Genomic DNA, 19,090 nt, shown 5'->3' on the forward strand with positions numbered 1-19,090 from the left:
CCCATGAGCCATGGGGATCCAGTTACGTGACGTTCTCAGGCGATCCCGAGTCAGGAGATCCCGAGCTCGTTGTTGATGAAATCCAAGACTTCGTCGGCGGACGCCGACTTCAGACGGTCGCTCGCGGTGTTCTCGCGCCGACCCGGGTCGAGTTCCTGCCACGCCGAGAGCAGGCTCTCCAGGCGACGGGAAATCGTGGAGTACGCGGCTTCGTCCGCCGTGACCCCGGCGAACGCCGTTTCGATCCGGGCGAGTTCGGCGAGCAGCGATTCCGCCGCGGCCGGTTCCTCCTCGCCGGGGGCGATCTGCTGCCCGAGGAACTCGGCGAGGGTGTGGGGGTGGGGTGGTCGAAGACGAGGGTGGCGGGCAGGCGCAGTCCGGTGGCGGTGGCCAGGCGGTTGCGCAGCTCGACTGCGGTCAGCGAGTCGAAGCCCAGGTCCTTGAAGGCGCGCTCGGCTTCGACCGCCGTGGCGGAGCCGTGGCCCAGGACGGCCGCGGCATGTGTCCGCACGAGATCCACCAGGTGGTTCCGGCGCTCGGTCCCGGACATTCCGGCCAGGCGCTGCGCCAGCTCCGGACCGCTGCCGGATCCCCTGGCGCCCGACGCGGCCGTCGCCCGCACCCGGCCCGTGTGCGGCATCGTGAGTCCGCGCGCCAGCGCGCCGACGACCTCGTTGGCCGTTCCCGAGGCCCAAGCCGCGACGTCGAGCCGGGCAGTGGCGACGAGCGCCTCGTCCAGGGAGTGCGCGGCGTCGAACAGCCCGAGCCCCTGCTCCGATGACATCGGCACGATCCCCGAGCGCGCGAGGCGGGCGAGTTCGGCCGTGTCGAGGTTGCCGGTGAGTTCGCTGGTCTGCTCCCAGTGGCCCCAGGCCAGCGACTGCCCGGCCAGGCCCTGGGCGCGTCGGTGCGCGGCCAGCGCGTCGAGATACGCGTTGGCCCCGGCGTAACCGGACTGTCCCGGGTTCCCCATGACCCCCGCGAAGGAGGAGTAGAGGACGAAGAGGGAGAGGTCGAGGTGACGGGTGAGGTCGTGGAGGTTGAGCGCGGCATCCACCTTCGGACGCAGCACCGCCTGAAGCCGCTCAGGAGTGAGGGACGAGACCAGCCCGTCATCCAGAGCACCGGCGGCATGCACCACACCCGTCAGCGACGACCCGATCCCCTCCACGACCTCCGCGAGCGCGTCCCGGTCGGCCGCGTCACACGCCACGACCTCCACGCGTGCACCGGCCGCCGACAGCTCCGCCACCAGCTCTTCGACACCCTCGGCCGCAGCACCGCGACGACTGGTCAACACCAGGCTGCGTACGCCGTGTTCAGCCACCAGATGCCGGGCCAGCAACCCGCCCAGCGTGCCCGTACCGCCCGTGACCAGCACCGTGCCGTCCACGTCCAGCGGCGCGGGCACTGACAGCACCAACTTGCCCGTATGCCGGGCCTGACTCATGAACCGCAACGCCTCAGGCGCCCGCCGCACATCCCACACCCGCACCGGCAACGGCTCCAACACACCCCGCTCGAAGAGGATTTGGAGTTCGGCAAGGAGCGCGGCGACACGGTCCGGGTCAACCTGGGCCAGGTCGTACGCGTTGTAGGTGACGCCCGGGTGATCCGCCGCTACGACTTCCGGATCCCGGATGTCGGTCTTGCCCATCTCCAGGAACCGACCACCACGCGGCAGCATCCGCAGCGACGCGTCCACGAACTCCTGCGCCAGCGAATCGAGCACCACATCCACACCCCGACCACCGGTCACCCGAGGAACTTCCCCTCGAAGTCCAGCGTCCGCGACGACGCGATATGAGCCTCGTCAAACCCCATCGACCGCAGAACATCCCACTTACCCTCACTCGCGGTCGCGAACACCTCCACACCCCAGTGCCGGGCCAACTGCACCGCAGCCATCCCCACACCACCCGTCGCCGCATGCACCAACACCGACTCCCCCGCCACCAACCCCGCCAGATCCGCCAACCCGAAGTAAGCGGTCAGGAACACAGCGGGTACGGCGGCGGCCTGCTCGAAGGACCAGCCTTCGGGGATACGTGTGAGAAGCCGGTGGTCGACGATCGCGACCGGCCGAAGGCGCCCTGCGGAATCAGTCCCATCACCCGGTCACCGACGGCGAGGCCGGTCACTCCCGGGCCCACCTCGGCAACCGTTCCCGCGCCCTCACTGCCGAGCGTCTCCTGACCGGGGACCAGGCCGAGGCTGACGACGACATCACGGAAGTTGACCCCGGCCGCCCGCACGGACAGCCGGACCTGGCCCTCGCCGAGGGGCTCCAGCGCCTCGGGGACCGGCAACAGGGCGAGGCCCTCCAGAGTCCCCGCGTGGGTGGTGTCCAGCCGCCAGGCCGGGGAGCTCGACGGGGGCGTCAGGGAGCCTCCGGACGAGGTCGTCCGCGTCAGACGGGGGACGAGCATCTCACCGGAGCGGAAGGCAAGTTGAGGTTCGTCGGACGCCAGGGCGGTGGCTACGGCTGTCGCCAGGTCGGTCCCGGAATCATCCCGAGCGTCGGCGTCGAGGGTGAGATCGTGGTCGTGGTCGGGGGCGTGGTCGAGGTCGACCAGCAGGAAGCGGCCGGGGTTCTCCGCCTGGGCCGTCCGCACCAAACCCCACAACGGCGCATGCACCAGATCCAGCACGCCTTCACCAGAACGCACCGCCACCGCACGCCGCGTCACCACCACCAAACGCGACCCCGCGAACCGCTCCTCGGACAGCCAACCCTGCATCATCGCAAGGACCTTGGCGGTGCTCGCATGCACCGCGCTCGCCGAACCCTGGTCCCCACCTCCGTCGCGGAAGGCGAAGACCACGTCAGGGATCGGAGCGCCCGCATCGACCGCGGCAGCGAGCGAAGCGAGGTCGGGGTGCGCGGTCGCATCCTGAAGCGTCTGGACGGACTCGCCGAGTACGGCTTGGACGAGGGTGTCCCGCCGCGCGTCGGCCACAGGGGCCAGCGGGGTCCAGTCGACGCGGAAGAGGGCGTCACGGGTCGGGTCATCGACCAGGCGCAGCTGCTCCGGCGAGACGGACCGCAGGACGAGGGAGTCGATGGAAGCGACCGCGGCACCGGCCGCGTCCGCGACCACCACCGACACCGCGTCCTCACCAGCAGGAGAGACCCGCACCCGAAGCGACGTCGCCCCCACCGCGTACAGGGACACCCCACCCCACGAGAAGGGCAACCGCAGTCGCTGCGGACCTGAGGTATCGAGTAGCAGCAACGGATGCAGCGCCGCATCGAGGAGAGCCGGGTGGATCACGAACTTTCCCGCGTCGTCGGCCAGTTCGTCGGGCAGCGTGATGTCGGCGTACATCTCGTCACCCACGCGCCAAGCAGCGGTCAGGCCCTGGAAGCCGGGGCCGTAGTCGTATCCGGCCTCCGCCACCCGCTCGTAGAAACCCTCGACGTCGACACGCTCCGCACCCGTCGGCGGCCAGGCCGTCAGGCCGACTGCTTCCTCGGGCGCATCCGCACGGAGCACGCCGGTGGCATGGCGCGTCCAGACGGCGTCGGGCCGGGCCTCGTCGAGCCGGGAGTAGATGTCCACTTCGCAATGGCCGGTCTCGTCGGGTGCGCCGACGGACAGCTGCACCTGGACTGCGGCGTTCTCCGGCAGCACGAGGGGCGCCTCGAGGGTCAGCTCGTGAACCTCCTGGCAGCCGACCTCGTCGGCGGCGCGCAGCGCGAGCTCGACCAGGGCGGCGCCCGGCACGAGCACCGTGCCCGACACGGCGTGATCGGCCAGCCACGGATGCGACGCCAGCGACAACCTGCCGGTCAGCAGTAACTGCCCCTCACCGGCCACCCGCACCGACGCACCCAACAACGGATGACCCGTCACACCGAGACCAAAGCCACTCACGTCGGCCTTGGAGTGAGCACTGGGCTCCAGCCAGTAGTGCTGGTGCTGGAAGGCGTAGGTGGGGAGGTCGATTTGGCGGGCATCTGAACCGGCGTACAGGGCCTGCCAGTTGACCGGCAGGCCGCGTACGTAGCCTTCGGCGGCGGAGGTCAGGAAGCGCTCCGGTCCGCCTTCGTCGCGGCGCAGGGTGCCTTGCGCGTACGCGGTGTTGCTGGCGGTGTCCTCGAACGTCTCGCCCAGACCGACGGTCAGCACCGGGTGAGCGCTGCATTCCACGAAATAGCCGAAGCCGTCCGCGAGGAGGCTCCGCACGGTCTGATCGAAGCGGACCTCCTGACGCAGGTTCGTGAACCAGTACTCCGCATCCAGCCCCGTCGTGTCGATCACCGATCCGGTCACCGTGGAGTAGAACGGCACCTCCGAGGCGTGCGGACTGATGCCCTGCAACGCCGTGATCACCTGTTCGCGGATGGACTCCACCTGGGCGGAGTGCGAGGCGTAATCCACCGCGATCCGCCGCGCCCGCACACCGTCCGCCTCACACACGGACAACAGCTCATCCAACGCGTCCGGATCACCCGACACCACCGTCGAGGACGGGCCATTGACCGACGCCACCGACACCCGCTCACCGAACGAGGCAATCCGCTCCCGCACAGCGTCGGACGGCAGGGCGATCGACATCATGCCGCCCTTACCGGACAGCTCCTCGGCAATCGCGGCAGCCCGCAGCGCCACCACCTTCGCCGCATCCTCCAGCGACAACGCACCCGCCACCGCAGCCGCCGCAATCTCACCCTGACTGTGACCAATCACCGCGGCAGGCTCGACACCGGTCGACCGCCACAGCTCAGCGAGCGACACCATCACCGCCCACAAGGCACACTGCACCACCACCACGTCATCCAGAGACGGCGCACCATCCACACCCCGGACAACATCCACCACAGACCAGCCCACGTACGGCTCCAACGCCGCATCACACTCAGCAAGCCGCCCCGCGAACACCGACGAGGACTCCAACAACCCCGCCGCCATCCCCACCCACTGCGAACCCTGACCCGGGAACACAAACACCACCCGACCCGGCTCAGCAGCCGCGACACCACTCACCACACCAGCCGCAACCTCACCCCGCTCCAGAGCCCCAAGCCCCGCCAACGCACCCGCACGATCCGCCGCCAGCACCACACCCCGGGACTCCAACCCCGCACGCGACGCCACCAACGAAAAGCCCACATCCACAACCGAAAGCTCCGACCGCTCCCCCACGAACGCAGCCAAACGCCCCGCCTGTTCACGCAATGCCATCTCGGACTTCGCCGAAGTCAGCCAGGGGAGCAGGGTCGTCCGCACAGGCGCTTCGCTCGTGGGCGCGCCGGTGGGCAGTTGCTCATCGGCTTCCTCTATGACGACGTGGGCGTTGGTGCCGCTGATACCGAAGGCGGAGATGCCCGCCCGACGGGGGCGGTCGTTCGCAGCCCATTCGACGGACTCGGTCAGCAGCTCCACCCCGCCCGAAGCCCAGTCGACATGCGGCGTCGGCTCCTCCACATGCAGCGTCCGAGGCAGCTCACCGTGCCGCATCGCCTCCACCATCTTGATCACACCCGCCACACCCGCAGCCGCCTGCGCATGCCCGATGTTCGACTTCACCGAGCCCAGCCTCAACGGACGATCCTCAGGACGGCCCTGGCCATACGTCGCCAGCAGCGCCTGCGCCTCGATCGGGTCACCCAACGTCGTGCCCGTGCCGTGCGCCTCCACCGCGTCGACCTCAGCGGCCTCAAGCCCGGCATTGGCCAACGCCGCACGGATCACCCGCTGCTGCGAGGGACCGTTCGGCGCCGTCAGGCCATTGGACGCGCCGTCCTGATTCACCGCCGAACCACGGATCACCGCCAACACCTGATGACCGTTCCGCCGCGCGTCCGACAGACGCTCCACCAGCAACAGCCCCACACCCTCGGACCACCCCGCGCCATCAGCGGACGACGAGAACGCCTTGCACCGGCCGTCCACCGCCATCCCCCGCTGCCGACTGAACTCCACGAAGACCCACGGAGTGGCCATCACCGTCACGCCGCCCGCGATCGCCATCGAGCACTCACCCGTACGCAGCGCCTGCACCGCCAGGTGCAGGGCGACCAGCGAGGAGGAACAGGCCGTGTCCACCGTGACCGCGGGACCTTCGAAGCCGAAGGTGTAGGCGATTCGGCCCGAGGCGACACTGCCCTGGGTGCTGGTGACGGCATAGCCCTCGAGGCCCTCGGGCTGGTCGGAGGACGTGCCGTAGTCGTGGTGCATGACGCCCGCGAAGACGCCCGTCGCACTCCCCCTCAACAACCCAGGATCAATACCCGCCCGCTCGAAAACCTCCCACGACGCCTCCAACAACAAACGCTGCTGAGGATCCATCGCCAACGCCTCACGCGGCGAAATACCAAAGAACCCCGCATCAAACTCACCAGCCCCATAAAGGAACCCACCCTCACGCGCATACGACTTCCCCACCGCATCCGGATCCGGGTCATACAACCCCTCAACATCCCACCCCCGATCCCCCGGAAACACCGACACCGCATCCCCACCCGAAGCCACCAGATCCCACAAACCCTCCGGCGACACCACACCACCCGGATACCGACAAGCCATCCCCACAATCGCCACCGGCTCATCCACACCCACACCAGAAACAGAAGCAGAAGCAGAAGCAGAACTCGAACCAGACACCGCACCAGCCCGAACCCCACCCACCACCTCAGCCCGCAAAAACCCCGCCAAAGCCACCGGCGTCGGATAATCAAAAACCAACGTCGCAGGCAACCGCAGACCCGTCACACCATTCAACCGATTCCGCAACTCCACCGCCGTCAACGAATCAAACCCCAGCTCCTTGAAAGGGCTGTTCATGACGATCTGTTCGGGGTGGGGGTGGCCGAGGACGGTTGCCACCTGGGCTCGCACGAGGTTCAGCAGTTCGCGTTGCTGCTCTTCGTCGCTCAGTCCGTTCAACCGCCGGGCCAGGGCCGACCCCAGTTCGGTGGCGTCCGTGGACGTCGCGGCGGCACGACGGGGGTTGCGCACCACGTCGCGGAACAGGGGCCGCTGCATGCCCGCGGCCGCCTCCTGTCGGAGCGTGGTCATGTCCAGGCGTACGGGGACCGTGTGCGCGTCGTCCCGCGCGACAGCGGCGTCGAAGAGCGCCAGGCCCAGTTCGGGCGAGAGGGCCGGATGCCCGATCGCCGCATCCAGGCGAGGTCGTCGGTGTCCAGGTGGCCGAGCAGCTCGGTGGACTGGTCCCACAGGCCCCAGCTGAGCGAGTGCGCGGCGAGTCCTTCGGCGTGCCGGTCCGCGGCCAGGGCGTCGAGGAAGGCGTTGGCGGCCGCGTAGTTGGCCTGCCCCGGATTACCGAAGATCCCGGCCACCGACGAGAACAGCACGAAGGCCGAGAGGTCCAACTCCCGCGTCAGCTCGTGCAAGTTGACCGCCGCGTCCACCTTCGGGCGCAGCACCCTTGCCAGCTGATCAGCCGTCAGTGTCCCCACGAGCCCGTCGTCCAGTACGCCTGCCGCGTGCACCACACCGGTCAGCGACGAGCCGATGCCGTCCAGCACCTCGGCGAGCGCGTCCCGGTCCGCGGCGTCACACGCCACGATCTCCACATCCGCACCGGCCGCCACCAACTCGGCCTCCAGCGCCTCGGCGCCCGTAGCCGCCCGGCCCCGGCGGCTGGTCAACACCATCCTGCGCACGCCGTGTTCAGCCACCAGATGCCGGGCCAACAGCCCGCCCAATGCTCCCGTGCCACCCGTGATCAGTACCGTCCCCGACGCGTCGAACGGGGTCAGGGCGTGCTCGTCCTGGCCAGTGCCCACGTGCTTGAGGCGGGGCACGAGAACCGCGCCATCGCGTAGCGCGATCTGCGGTTCCTCGGTGGCCAGCGCCTCGGCGACGGCCGCCTGCAGGGCTGCCTCGCTGGCGTCCGTGCCATCGCTGTCGACCAGGACGAAGCGGCCGGGGTTCTCGGACTGCGCCGAGCGCACGAGGCCCCAGACGGCGGAGTGCGCCAGCTCGGCCACGCCCTCATCCGCGCCGGTGGAAACGGCGCCTCGGGTGACGAGGACGAGCCGCGCCTCGGCGAGTCGCTCCTCGCTCAGCCACGTCTGCAGGAACTCCAGCGCGGCCGCGGCGGATTCGTGCGTGGTCGCCACCAGCCGTCCGAGCTCCGATCCACCGGATCCGGCGGCTCCACCGGACTTGTCGGCTCCACCGGCCCAGACCGTGACCACCGTCTGCGGTGCCGAACTCGAGCCGGGCGCCGTGCCCGCGCCCCTGCCGTTCTCCGCGTCCTCCGCGTCCCGCGCCGCGATGAGCGCGTCCAGGCCTGAGACCCGACGGGCGATCCCGGCCAGCCCCCTGGTGTCGGCGTCGCCGAGGAGCGTCCAGCCACTTCCGGCACGCGAGTCACTCGACTCCCGCGTAGAGGTCGTGGAGGTCGTAGAGGTAGTGGAGGTCGTCGTACGCAGAGGCGACCATGTCGTACGGAACAGCGCGCCACGCGTCACGTCCTGGCGGGCCGTCAACTGCTCGCTGGAGACCGGGCGCAGGCTCAGGGACTCGACGGTGGCCACCGGGGCGCCACTGACGTCGAAGACCCGCACGGCGACCGCGTCGTTCGAGGTGTCGACCGGGGATATCCGCACCCGCAGCGCACCGGCCCCGACCGCATGCAGCGTGACACCGCTCCACGCGAACGGGAGGCTCACGGGAGCCGAGGCGTCCTGCTCGCCGAACCGGCTCAGGACGAGCGCGTGCAGCGCGGCGTCCAGGAGTGCGGGATGCAGACCGAACCTTCCCGCGTCCGCGACCTGCTCCTGCGCCAACTCGACCTCGGCGAACACCTCCCCACCCAGCCGCCAAGCCGACCGCAACCCCTGAAACGCCGGTCCGTAGCCATAACCCACATCAGCGACCTGCTCGTAGAACGACCCGGCATCCACCCGTTCGGCCCCAGCAGGCGGCCACACACCCAGACCATCACCAGCCGCACCACCAACAGCCACCAACACACCCACCGCATGTCGCGTCCACGCCGCGTCCACACCCGCCACCTCGTCCGCGCGGGAGTGAATGGTGACCTCACGGGCGCCCGACCCGTCGGGCGTACCGACCGTCACCTGGAGTTGGACCGCGCCTTCCTCGGGCAGGATCAGCGGGGCTTCCAGAGTGAGTTCGTCGAGTCGGTCGCATCCGACGGATTCGGCCGCGCGCAGGGCGAGTTCGACGAATCCGGTGCCCGGCAGGAGCACGGTGCCCAAGGCCGCGTGGTCCGCCAGCCAGGGGTGTGACTTCAGGCCGACCCGGCCGGTGAAGAGCAGTTCGCCGCCGCCCGCCGCGTGCACGGAGGCACCAAGCAGCGGGTGCTCGGCCGCTTCGAGGCCGAGTCCGGCCGGGTCCGCGGAGGTGGCGCGGGTGGTCTCCAGCCAGTAGCGGTCGCGCTGGAAGGCGTACGTCGGCAGCTCGACGCGTACGCCGTCGTCGTCCGTGTCGGCGCCACTACGGGCGTCGGCTCCGGCGAGAACCGCTTCCCAGTCGACCGGGATACCACGGACGTGTCCCTCGGCGAGCGAGGTCAGGAACCGGTTCGGACCGCCTTCGTCGCGGCGCAACGAGCCGACCGCCACGGCCTCGACCCCGGCATCCTCACACGTCGTCGTCACACCCGTGGTCAACACCGGATGCGCACTGGACTCCACGAAGAACCGGAACCCGTCCGCAAGGAGGGCCCGCACCGCACCCTCGAAGTCCACCGGCCGACGGCAGTTCTCAAACCAATACGCGGCATCCAACCGCTCCGTATCCACCAGCCCACCGGTCACCGTCGAATAGAACGGCACCTCCGAGCGCCGGGGCCGAACCTCGGCGAACATCTCAAGAATCCGCTCCCGCAACCGGTCCACCTGCGCACAGTGCGACGCCACGGTCGAACCGATCACCCGGGCACGCACGTCCCGTGCCTGGCATTCGGCGACGAATTCCTCCAGCGCGTCGGTGTCCCCGGCGACCGTCGCGGCGCCGGGACCGTTGCGCCCTGCCAACGACAACCGACCGTCCCACCGGCCAAGACGGGCCTCGACCTCATCCGCCGACAACGCCACCGACGCGACGCCACCCCGCCCCACCAGCTCCTCGGCGAACAACGCGCTGCGCAACACCACGATCCGCGCCGCGTCCTCCAACGACAACGCACCCGCCACACATGCCGCCGCGATCTCACCCTGGCTGTGGCCCACCACCGCGGCGGGCTCCACACCCACCGACCGCCACAACCCCGCCAACGCCACGTGCACCGCGAACAACACCGGCTGCAACACCTCGATACGCCCCAACGAGGGCGCACCCGCCGCTCCCCGCAGCACACCCTCGGGGGACCACTCCACATGCGCCCGCAACGCCCGCTCGCACTCGGCGAAACACCGCGCGAACACGGCGGAACCGTCCAACAGCTCCACCGCCATGGACTCCCACTGCGATCCCTGCCCCGGAAACACGAACGCGGTGCCGCCGCGTATGTCCGCCGAGCCGGTGACGAGACCGGGCTCGGGCAGTTCCTGGGCCAGGGCCGACAGGCTGGAGAGCGCGGCTTCCCGGTCGTCGGCGAGGATCACGGCACGGTGTTCCAGGTGTGCCCTCGCTGTGGCAAGGGCCCGCCCGGTGTCGGCGGACGAGAGCTCCGGCCGCTCGCCCACGAAGGCGGAGAGTCGCTCTGCCTGGGCGAACAGCGCATCCCGTGTCTTCGCCGAGACCATCCAGGGAACGAGTCCGCTCGCGGCGGCGAGGCCACGGTCGTCCTCCCCGCCCTCGTCATCGATCACCGGTGCGGCCTCTGCCACGAGGTCCGGGGCCGCGGGCGCGTCCTCGATGATCAGGTGGGCGTTGGTGCCGCTGATGCCGAACGACGACACACCTGCCCGTCGGGGCCGGTCGCCGCGGACCCACTCCACCGGTTCGGTGAGCAGCTCCACCGCGCCGGACGACCAGTCGATGTGCGGCGACGGGGCGTCCACGTGCAGGCTGGTGGGCAGCGTCCCGTGCCGCATGGCGAGGACCATCTTGATGACACCGGCCACGCCCGCCGCCGCCTGCGTGTGCCCGATGTTGGACTTGACCGAACCGAGCTTGAGCGGCCGCTCCGCGGGCCGCCCCTGCCCGTAGGTGGCGAGCAGGGCCCCTGCCTCGATCGGGTCACCCAGCGCCGTGCCCGTACCGTGCGCCTCCACCACGTCCACGTCGGCCGCGGACATGCCCGCGTCGGCGAGCGCGGCATGGATCACCCGCTGCTGGGAGGGGCCGTGCGGGGCGGTCAGGCCGTTGCTCGCACCGTCCTGGTTGGTCGCGGAGCCGCGGATCACGGCCAGTACCCGGTGCCCGTTGCGGCGGGCGTCCGACAGCCGCTCCACCAACAGGGTTCCCACGCCCTCCGACCAGCCCGTGCCGTCGGCCGCGGCCGAGAACGGCTTGCACCGGCCGTCCTTGGAGAGCGCGCCCTGGCGGCTGAGCTCCACGAACATCCCGGGCGTCGACATGATCGTCACACCACCGGCCAGCGCCATGGAGCACTCGCCCGCGCGCAGCGACCGCACCGCCCAGTGCAGGGCGACCAGGGAGGACGAGCACGCGGTGTCCACGGTGATCGCAGGACCTTCCAGGCCCAGGGTGTACGCGACCCGGCCCGACGCCACACTGGTGGTGCCGCCGGTCAGCCGGTGACCGTCCACTCCCTCGGCGCCGTCCTGGAGCTGCGGCCCGTACTCCTGGAACATCGCGCCGAAGAACACGCCGGTCCGGGTACCGCGCAGCGACTGAGGGTTGATACCGGCGCGCTCCGCGGCCTCCCACGAGGTCTCGAGCAGCAGCCGCTGCTGAGGATCCATGGCGAGCGCCTCGCGCGGCGATATGCCGAAGAACGCGGGATCGAAGTCGGTAGCCCCGTCCAGGAAGCCGCCCATGCGCACGTAGCTGGTGCCACGCCGTTCGAGCTGCGGATCGTAGAGGTTCTCGAGGTCCCAGCCCCGGTCGTCGGGGAAGTCCGAGATCACGTCACGCTCTTCGGCGATGACGTCCCACAGCGCTTCCGGCGTCGCCACCCCGCCCGGGAAGCGGCAGGCCATCGACACGATGGCGATCGGCTCGTCCGCGGCCTGGACCCCGCCCACCGCCACCGGCGTCGCGGAGCCGTGCTCCATGAGCACGCCGTGCAGGTGCTCGGCGAGCCGGTCGGGCGTCGGGTACTCGAACAGGACGGTGGCGGCGAGTGTCAGCTCCGTCCCGTCGTTCAGCGTGTTGCGCAGCTGCACCGACAGGTGTGAGTCGAAACCGAGGTCCTTGAAGGTCATTTCCGGATCAACAGCGTCCGCGGAGGCGTGCCCGAGCGCGGCGGCCGCGTACGTCCGTACGAGCCGCAGCACCCTGCCCCGCTGCTCGGCCGGGCTCAACGGCGTCAGCTCCGCCCGCAGACCGGAAGCGGGTTCCTCGGCAAGGACCGTCTCGGCTTCGCCGTCTTCGACGACGATCTGCCGCCGAGGAGACGCGGCGGCGTCGGCGGGGGTCACCACGGAGTCGATCCAGTAGCGCTCGCGTTGGAAGGCGTAGGTGGGGAGGTCGGCTTGGCGGGCATCCGAACCGGCGTACACCGCATGCCAGTTGACCGGCAGGCCACGTACGTAGCCCTCGGCGGCGGAGGTCAGGAAACGCTCCGCGCCGCCTTCGTCACGACGCAGAGTGCCTTGCGCGTACGCGGTGCTGCCGGTGTCCTCGAACGTCTCGCCCAGACCGACGGTCAGCACCGGGTGGGCGCTGCATTCCACGAACGCCCCGAAGCCGTCGGCGAGGAGGTTCCGCACGGTGTGGTCGAAGCGGACCTCCTGGCGCAGGTTCGTGAACCAGTACTCCGCGTCCAACCCCGCCGTGTCGATCACCGATCCGGTCACCGTGGAGTAGAACGGCACCTTCGAGGCACGCGGGCGGATACCTTCCAGCGCCCTGATGACCTGTTCGCGGATGGACTCCACGTGCACCGAGTGCGAGGCGTAATCCACCGCGATCCGCCGCGCCCGCACACCGTCCGCCTCACACGCGGGCAGCAGCTCATCCAACGCGTCCGGATCACCCGACACCACCGTCGAGGAGGGGCCGTTGACCGACGCCACCGAGATCCGCTCGCCCCAGGCAGCGATCCGCTCCCGCACGTCCTCCGCAGGCAGCGCGATCGACATCATCCCGCCCTTGCCCGACAGCTCCTCGGCAATCGCAGCGGCCCGCAGCGCCACCACCTTCGCGGCATCCTCCAACGACAACGCACCCGCCACCGCCGCCGCCGCGATCTCACCCTGGCTGTGACCGATCACCGCGGCGGGCTCGACGCCGGTCGACCGCCACAACTCCGCGAGCGACACCATCACCGCCCACAACGCGCACTGCACCACCACGACCTCGTCCAGAGACGGCGCATCAGCAGCCGCGCGCACCACATCCACCACGGACCAGTCCACATACGCCCGCAAAGCCGCATCACACTCAGCAAGCCGCTCCGCGAACACCGGCGACGACTCCAACAACCCCGCCGCCATCCCCACCCACTGCGACCCCTGACCCGGGAACACAAACACCACCCGACCCGGCTCAGCAGCCGCGACACCACTCACCACACCAGCCGCAACCTCACCCCGCTCCAAGGCCGCAAGCCCCGCCAACGCACCCGCACGATCCGCCGCCAGCACCACACCCCGGTGATCCAGCACCGCACGCGACGCCACCAACGAAAGACCCACATCCGCAACCGAAAGCTCCGACCGCTCCCCCACGAACGCAGCCAAACGCCCCGCCTGCGCCCGCAGTCCCTTCCGGCCCTTGCCGGAGATCACCCAGGGCAGGAGGTGGGGGGTGGGTTCGAGTGCCGGTGCCTGTTCGGGTGCGGACGGTTCGGGCGCGGGCCAGTCGGACACCACCACATGGCAGTTGGTGCCACCCATGCCGAAGGCGGAGACACCGGCGAGCAGTGGGTTCTCGGACCGCGGCCAGGGCGACGTGGTCCGCTGGACGCGCAGGTTGAGCTCGTCGAGGGGGATGTCGGGGTTCGGCGTCTCGAAGTTGAGGCTCGGGGGCAGTGCGCGGCCCTTGATGCTGAGGATGACCTTGAGCAGGCCCGCGATTCCGGCCGCGCCCTCCAGATGGCCCACGTTGGTCTTCACGGAGCCGACCGCGAGGGGGCTTCCGGGTTCTCGGGCGGAGCCGATGACGGCGCCGAGCGCGGCGGCCTCGATGGGGTCGCCGACCTTGGTTCCCGTGCCGTGCAGTTCCACGTACTGGATCTCGTCGGGGGCGACGCCGGCCCGCTCGTGGGCCAGGCGCAGCACCTCCTCCTGGGCGAGGCGGTGCGGGGTGGTGAGCGAGCTGCCGCCGCCGTCGTTGTTGACCGCGCTGCCGCGCAGGACACAGTGGATCCGGTCGCCGTCGGCGAGGGCCCGGGAGAGTCGCTTCAGGAGGACGACCGCGCCGCCTTCGCCCCGGACGTATCCGTTCGCGCGGGCGTCGAAGGTGTAGCAGCGGCCGTCGGCGGAGAGGGCGCCGAAGCGGGCGATGCGGTCGGTGGTCTCCGGGATCAGGTTGAGGTTGACACCGCCGGCGAGGGCGACGGTGCTCTCGCCGGAGCGCAGGCTCTCACAGGCGAGGTGGACGGAGACCAGTGAGGACGACTGCCCGGTGTCCAGCGTCATGCTGGGGCCGCGCAGCCCGAGCACGTACGAGACGCGGTTCGCGATCATGCTGCGGTGCAGGCCGGTCATCGCGTGCGGGCTGCCGCTGCCCGCGCCGAGCCGGGCGGCCAGGGCGGCGTAGTCGTCGCCGATGACGCCGACGAAGACACCGGCCCGGTGGCCGGTCAGGGCCTGGGGGGTGAGACCGGCTTGTTCCAGGGCCTCCCAGCCGAGTTCGAGCATGAGGCGTTGCTGGGGGTCCATGAAGATCGCTTCGCGTGGCGAGACGCCGAAGAAGCCCGGGTCGAAGCGTTCGATCTGGTCGACGTCGAGGCGGGCTCCGTGCCGTGTGCGCCCGGTGGCATCGGGCGCGTCAGGGGTCTCGTGGGGTTCTTCGCCGGTGAACTCCCAGCGGTCGCGCGGCTCTTCGGTGATCGCGTGCTGCCCGTCGCGCAGGAGTTCCCAGAACGCCCCCGGGTCCGGAGCTCCGGGCAGGCGGCAGGAGAGGCCGATGACCGCTACGGGCTCGACCGGGCCGGTGGGCTCACCGTCGGGCCGGGCCGAGAGAACCTTCTGAGCCTTCTTGTCCGCCAACACCTTCTCCAGAGCTCCCCGAACACCACATAGAGACGAGAATCGAATCGCGAATGACAAAGCAATGAATGGCGATAAAACCGGGACGGCCGTGCCGCCGGGCAGAGTTCAGGCACCCGCGGACTTCGGTGTACCGATCTCAGCAGTCGGCGCCGTCCACTGTCCACCGGGCTTTGCCGCCGCAGGCCCCCTAGCACCCGGGAGGCACCCCCTACGGGGTGCCTCCCGCCCCCTAGGGAACTTCTGGGGATGGCCGCGGGTCACTCCGTCGATAGGGTGCCGGAGAACGATGGTGATTCGCGTGAAGACGGGAGCTGTTCCGTGTCCGAACCGGCTGTTTCACTCACTCCTCCTTCGACTGCCGACGGCGGTGGGGAGTTGTTCTCCTGGCTGCGGAGGATGCGTGCCGAATTCCCAGTGGTGCAGGGCAGTAATGGCAGCTGGCACGTGTTCAGGTACACCGATGTGCAGCATGTCCTGACCGAGTACGCGGATTATTCGTCCGACCCGACGGCCATCTCCCCGAAGGCGGCCGAGGTGGCCAAGGGCGACCTCGCGCAGATAGACCCGCCCATGCACCACCATCTGCGGCGTCAGATCAGCCGCGTCTTCACGCCGCGAACGGTCGCCGAACTGGAGCCGCGCATCCTGGAGATCGGCGAGGAACTGCTCGATGCGGCGGGCGACGCGGGCGAACTGGACCTGGTCCGGCAGTTGACGCATCCGCTGCCGGTCATCGTGATCGCCGAGTTGCTCGGGGTGCCGGTCGAGGATCGTCCGGTGTTCCGGCACTGGGCGGACCGGATCATCGCGGCGAAGATCGCGGGCATCGACGACCCCGAGACGTACGAACGCCTACGGTCGGCGATCGAGGAGATGGACTACTACCTGGAGGGAATGCTCGAGGAGCGCCGCGCCCGACCGGGGAACGACCTGCTCAGCAAGATGGTGAGCAGTGAGGTCGACGGTGAACGCATCACCGGCGCGGAGGCGGTGAACTTCGCCCGGCTGCTGCTGATCGCGGGTCACATCACGACCACCATGATGCTCAGCAGCTCCGTCCTCTCGTTCGACGAGCACCCCGAAGCCCCGGCCGCGCTGCGCGCCGACCGGTCACTCATCCCCGCGGCGGTCGAGGAAGTGATGCGTTATCGGCCGCCCTTCACCATCACCGCCCGGTACACCACGAAGGATCTGGAACTGTCGGGGGTGACCATTCCGGAACGGTCCATCGTCATCCCCTGGCTGGTCTCGGCGAACCGGGACGAGCGGCAGTTCTCGGATCCCGATGTATTCGACATTCATCGTACGCAGAACGCTCATCTCGCTTTCGGCAAGGGAATTCACTTCTGCATCGGCGCTCCGCTGGCCCGTCTCGAGGGAAAGGTCGCCCTGAACCTCCTCTTCGACCGCTACGCGGATGTGCGGCTCAACCGGGATGCCCCGCTCGGTTTCTACGAGCAGAACTTCTTCGGTGTGAAATCGCTGCCGGTCTTCGTGAAGCCCGCCTGAAGCGCACCACTTGTCGCATCACATACGTCAGCCATCGCGCGGATTTCCGGAGATCACATGCCCGACGAAGAACTGGCCAAGCAGCTCATCCTCGACCACTGCCGGAAGATCAACGAAGGCGATGTGGACGGGCTCCTCAAGCTCTATGCCGAGGACTGCAGCTTCGAGGATCCGGTCGGCAACGGAAAGCAGTACGGTTTGCAGGCGCTGAGTCAGCGAGCCGCCGCCGCGATATTCTCCGGGGCCTATGAGGACGCGGGCTCGCCGGTGGCGTCCAAGGACGGCTGGGCCGCGGTCCCCATGGTCTCGACGTTCAACTACCTTCCCCTCGCGGGACCCGCGATGACCGAGAGCGGTCTCCTTCCGCCGCATCCGCCCGAGGACCCGGAGAACAAGATGATCCGGGTCAACATCGTGATGGTCATCCACGTCAACGACGACGGTCTGGTCGATCGGATGCAGGCCTTCTACGGCAAGGGCGACGCGAGCGTCATCGCCCGGACCTGACATCTCGTCCGGGCACGTCCGGGCACAACCCACAGGCTCGTCCGTCGATTTGATCGAAAGGATCACTCGCATGTCCCTGGGCTATTCGCAGGTCGCCGTGGTCGGCATCGGGGCGGTCGGATCCGCCCTGGTCGATCTGCTCGCTCGCTCGGGGCTGCCCGTGATCGCCGTCGAGGCGGACGAGGCGGCGCTGTCCGCCGGGCGGCGCCGGGTGGCGGAACGCGCGTCCGATGCCGAACGGCCCGGCGCGGTGCGCTGGTCCGCCTCGCTGGCGGACGTCGCGGACGCGGACCTGGTGATCGAGGCCCTCCCGGAGCGGCTCGACCTCAAGGCCGAGGTCATCGGGAAGGTCCGCGCGCTGTGCGCGCCCTCCACGGTGTTCGCCACCACCACGACCGGGCTTTCCGTCACCGAGCTCGCCTCGCGCTGGGGCGCGCTGGCCAGGACCGTCGGGCTGCACCTGTTTCCCGCAGGACCGCTCGACGTCGTCGAGGTGATCACCACTCCCCTTACGGACGGGGCCGTCCGCAAGGCGACGGAGCATTTCGTGGCGAGCCTGGGGCTCGACGCGGTCGCCCTGCCCGACCGGCCCGGGTTCATCGGTGGCGCGCTGACCATGGCGTATTTGAACAGCGCCGTGACGATGTACGAGCAGCGCTACGCGTCGCGTGAGGACATCGACGCGGCCATGACGCTGGGCTGCGGACTGCCGATGGGACCGCTGGCCCGGCTCGACGCCATCGGCTTGGACGTGGCCCACGATTCGCTCGAGGCCCTGTACACGCGCACCGGCGACCGGCAGTACGCGCCCGCCCCGCTCCTTTCCCACTATGTGGCGGCGGGTCTGTTCGGCCGGAAGTCGGGGCGCGGACTCTACGACTACTCCTCGGAGCGCGGGTCCAGCGCTCCCGCCGCGCACCAGGGTGCCGCGGCCGCCCGCCCCGTACGGACGATAGGCGTGGTGGGGTCGGGCACGATGGGCGCGGGCATCGCGCAGGTGTGTGCGCGGGCCGGTCACCCGACCGTCCTCGTGGCTCGCAGCGAGGCGAAGGCGAAGGGCGCGCTGCTGGCCGTCGAGCGTTCGTTGGGCAAGGCGGTGACGCGCGGCAAGCTGACGTCCGCCGACATGGAGGCGACCATGGGCCGCCTGACCGGGGCCTCTCAGCTGGAAGCGCTGGACGGCTGCGATCTGGTGGTCGAGGCCGTCGTGGAGGAACTCGCCGTCAAGCGGCGGCTGTTCGCCGCCCTGGGTCCCCTCTGCCGCCCCGACGCGGTACTCGCCTCTTCCACGTCGAGCCTGCCGATCATCGAGTGCGCCACCGCTTCCGGACGACCCGAGAACGTCCTCGGCATGCACTTCTTCAACCCCGCACCGGTCATGCGCCTGGTCGAAGTGGTCCGAACGGCGCTCACCTCCGACGAGACCGTGGCCACCGCCCACACACTCGCCACCGAGCTCGGCAAACAGCCGGTGGGGTGTGCCGACCGTGCCGGTTTCATCGTGAACGCGCTGCTCTTCCCGTTCCTCAACCAGGCGATCGGCATGGTCGAGGGACATGCGGTCTCCCCGGAGGACGTCGACCTGGTGATGACCGGCGGCCACGGTCATCCGATGGGGCCCTTGCGGCTGCTCGACGTCGTGGGTCTGGACGTGTCCCTGCAGATTCAGCGCACGCTGCACCAGACCTTCCTCGAGCCGTCGCTCGCCCCCGCCCACTATCTGGAGCACCTGGTCGGGCGGGCCACCTGGGACGCAAGACCGGGGTGGGTTTCCTGAACCACGCCCGGGGATGACGCCGAACGCCCGCGGGGTGTGGCGCGACCGGTCGGTCGCGCCACACC

At 69.7% G+C, this 19,090-nt stretch carries 2 protein-coding genes and 2 pseudogenes; 3 read left to right on the forward strand and 1 reads right to left on the reverse strand.

Annotation, left to right across the window (positions count from 1 at the left end):
- Window positions 1-50: 50 nt before the first annotated feature.
- Window positions 51-15,148 (reverse strand): annotated as a pseudogene (locus tag CP970_RS46150) (SDR family NAD(P)-dependent oxidoreductase).
- Between the two features lie 402 nt (window positions 15,149-15,550).
- Between CP970_RS46150 and CP970_RS00340 the strand changes: the two are divergent.
- The 3 genes and pseudogenes from CP970_RS00340 (at window position 15,551) to CP970_RS00350 (ending at window position 19,042) form a co-directional block, all read left to right on the forward strand.
- Window positions 15,551-16,741, forward strand: a complete 1,191-nt coding sequence (locus CP970_RS00340; RefSeq protein WP_263406787.1) for a cytochrome P450 — start codon at window positions 15,551-15,553, stop codon at window positions 16,739-16,741.
- Window positions 16,742-16,798: 57 nt separating this feature from the next.
- Window positions 16,799-17,248, forward strand: coding sequence for a nuclear transport factor 2 family protein (locus CP970_RS00345; protein ID WP_055547046.1), 450 nt, complete (start codon window positions 16,799-16,801; stop codon window positions 17,246-17,248).
- Between the two features lie 70 nt (window positions 17,249-17,318).
- A pseudogene (locus CP970_RS00350) lies at window positions 17,319-19,042 on the forward strand (3-hydroxyacyl-CoA dehydrogenase family protein).
- Window positions 19,043-19,090 lie beyond the last annotated feature (48 nt).

It is taken from the genome of Streptomyces kanamyceticus (genome assembly GCF_008704495.1).
GTDB lineage: Bacteria > Actinomycetota > Actinomycetes > Streptomycetales > Streptomycetaceae > Streptomyces > Streptomyces kanamyceticus.

What these genes read in the sequence shown, in the direction of transcription:
- CP970_RS00345 (WP_055547046.1), top strand. Translation starts at nt 16,799, where the DNA reads ATGCCCGACGAAGAACTGGCCAAGCAGCTCATCCTCGACCACTGCCGG.